Origin of the sequence: Pseudoduganella sp. RAF53_2 (genome assembly GCF_052113985.1) — a bacterium.
Lineage (GTDB): Bacteria > Pseudomonadota > Gammaproteobacteria > Burkholderiales > Burkholderiaceae_D > Rugamonas.
The window spans coordinates 1-2,710 of the sequence record NZ_JBFRDW010000743.1 but is presented as its reverse complement, the minus strand read 5'-3'; the positions used below and the strand labels follow the sequence as shown (position 1 = coordinate 2,710).

The 2,710-nt window shown below is 64.6% G+C and carries 3 protein-coding genes; 2 read left to right on the top strand and 1 reads right to left on the bottom strand.

Annotated elements, in window-relative coordinates; genetic code table 11:
- Nucleotides 1-127 (bottom strand): SDR family oxidoreductase (locus AB4Z11_RS28790; protein ID WP_442029246.1); only part of this gene is annotated, 127 nt, incomplete at its 3' end.
- An 88-nt stretch (nucleotides 128-215) separates the two neighbouring features.
- On the opposite strand from AB4Z11_RS28790, the gene AB4Z11_RS28785 reads away from it, so the two are divergent.
- Both AB4Z11_RS28785 and AB4Z11_RS28780 read left to right on the top strand, forming a co-directional pair.
- Nucleotides 216-644 carry a winged helix-turn-helix transcriptional regulator gene (locus AB4Z11_RS28785; protein ID WP_442029245.1) on the top strand — a complete coding sequence of 143 codons (429 nt, stop codon included), beginning with the start codon at nucleotides 216-218 and terminating at the stop codon, nucleotides 642-644.
- 42 nt (nucleotides 645-686) lie between these two features.
- Nucleotides 687-2,710 (top strand): ATP-binding protein (locus AB4Z11_RS28780; protein WP_442029244.1); only part of this gene is annotated, 2,024 nt, incomplete at its 3' end.

Sequence of the window (2,710 nt, the reverse complement as noted above, 5' to 3'; positions counted from 1 at the left end):
CAGCCAAGGCGGACGCCTTGGCCGGATCGCGCACTGCCGCCACGATCTGCCCTGCCGGCACTTTCTCCAGCAGTCCTTCAATTACCAGTTGGCCCAGTTGGCCCGATGCGCCCGTAATCACGATCATGATGTTTCCTTTCAAAGTCAGTTAATCGATGGGCGTATAATAGGACCGATACTAACGAATTGTAAGTACGTACCTTTTGGTAAGTGCCATGAAAACATCCAAATCCCTGCGCGCGGCTCTGGCCGTCAATAACGCGGCCCGCCGCGGCGAAGTGCTGGCGGCCGACTGTCCCTCGCGAATCGTGCTGTCCCACGTCACCAGCCGCTGGGGCGTGCTGATCCTCGTCGTGCTGCTGGGCGGCATGCACCGCTTCAGCCAGTTGCGGCGTGAAATCGGCGGCGTCAGCGAGAAAATGCTGTCCCAGACGCTGGATGCCCTTGTGGCGGACGGTTTCGTCGACCGGGTGTCGCTGCCCGTGATCCCGCCCCACGTCGAATACACGCTCACGCCAATGGGCACCGAAATCGCCGGGCGGCTGGAGGTGCTGGTGGACTGGATTGAGGATAATTTCCCACGCATTGCCGCCGCCCGCGCCGAGCGTGCCGCCGCGAATTCATCTGAGGACGCCGTCTTGTAATACACTTGGGGACAGGCAGGCCAACGGAAAGGCGCGGCATACTTGGACCCCACGCAAACCATCCTGATTGTGACAGGCACGGACTTCGATCTGGCCGGGTTGGAGCTTGCGCTCGCGCGCCACGCTTTTCGTGTGCAAGTCGTCAACAAGGGCGACAGCGCACTGGAAGCGGTCGAGGCTGGCCACATCGCGCTCGCGCTGCTGGACGTGGCCATCGCCGGCAGCGCCAGCTTCGAGCTGTGCCAGCGCCTGTCGTCCCACCACAACGGGCGCCGTTTGCCGGTGCTGCTGATGTCCGCCCGCCCCTGCGACGAAGAACAGCAGCGCGCCGCCCTCGCCGGCGCCGATGGCTATATCCGCATGCCCTTCTCGTCCAGCGCCGTGGTCGAAAAAATTCTGCTGCTGACGGGCTCCCATTCCGGTCCGCCCCTGCTGGGCACCCTCGAAGTGAATTACCACATGATGATGGCCGGCTCGCCGGACGCCATCATTCTGCTGGATGCCGACAGCGGCTATCCGATCGACGTCAACCTGAACGCCGAGCGCCTGTTCGGCCGCAGCGCCGAAGAATTGATTGCGCTGCCGCTGCTGTCGCTTTGTCCGCCGCTGCAGCCCGATAGCCGCACCTCGGCGGCCGTGCTGATGGAGCTGGTCGAGCGCGTGGCGGCCGGCGAAATCCGCGTCTACCAGCTCTCCCTGCTGCATTCGAGCGGGCACCAGATCGACTGCGAAGTCCGCATGATCCTGATCGACAAGGACGGCCGCCGCCTGCTGCATATGCGCCTGGTCGACGTCACCGGACAGCTGCTGGCCGAGGCGCTGCGCGAAGGCCAGAACCGCCTGCTGGAAATGGTCGCCCGCGGCGCGCCCCTGCAAGCCACGCTGGACGCGCTGGTGCAGCTGATCGAAGCGCAAACCGAAGGCGTGATCTGCTCGGTGATGCTGCTCGACGAATCAGGCACACGTATGCGCTGCGGCAGCGCGCCCAATCTGCCGCGCGATTATCTGGTTCTGCTGGAAGGGCGCGAGATCGGTCCCATGGTCGGTTCCTGCGGCACCGCCATGTTCCGGCGCGAGGCGGTGATCGTGTCCGACATTGAAAGCGATCCGCTGTGGGAACCCTATCGCGCACTGGTGGCGCCGTTTGGCCTGAAAGCCTGCTGGTCCATGCCGATCCTGATGGACGAAAACACCGTGCTCGGCTCCTTCGCCATGTACTACCGCGCCGTGCGCCATCCGACGGCCGCGGACCAGCGCCTGATTGGCGTCGCCAGCCATCTTGCCGGCATCGCGATCGAGCGCACGCGCGCGGAAGCGGAATTGCATCGCCACCGCGCCAAGCTGGAAGAACTGGTGCGCGAACGCACCGCCGAACTGACCCAGGCCCAGCAAGCCCTGGTCCAGCGCGACAAGCTGGCCGCGCTGGGTACGCTGGTCGCGGGTGTCGCGCATGAATTGAATACGCCCATCGGCAACAGCCTGATGGTGGTCAGCACCATGAGCGATCACACGGCGGAAATGGTGGCGCGCCTGGAACAGGGCCTGCGCCGCTCCGAGCTGGTCGAATACGTGAAACAGGCGGGCGAAGCGGACGCCGTCCTGCTGCGCAATCTGAGCCGCGCGGCAAACCTGATCAGCAGCTTCAAGGAAATCGCGGTCGACGTGCCGGATGCGCAGCGCCGCGAATTCGTGCTGGATGAATTTGTCGCCCAGCTGATGCTGCCGCTGTACGCCGCCGTCAAGCAGCCACGCCCGCAGCTAGTGCAGGATATCCCGCCGGATTTGCGCATGCGCAGCTACCCCGGCCAATTGGGCCAGGCCATCACCAATCTGTTCGCCAACTGCCTGCTGCACGCCTTCCCTGCGCACAGCGATGGCGTGATCACGATCGCCGCCCGCGTCGGCGAACCGGACCAGATGCTGCTGACGGTGTCCGACAACGGCGTTGGTATCCCGCCTGAAAATCTGCGGCGGGTGTTCGATCCCTTCTTCACCACCCGGCTTGGCGCGGGCAGCTCCGGCCTCGGCCTGCATATCGTGCACAACATCGTGACGGGCGTACTAGG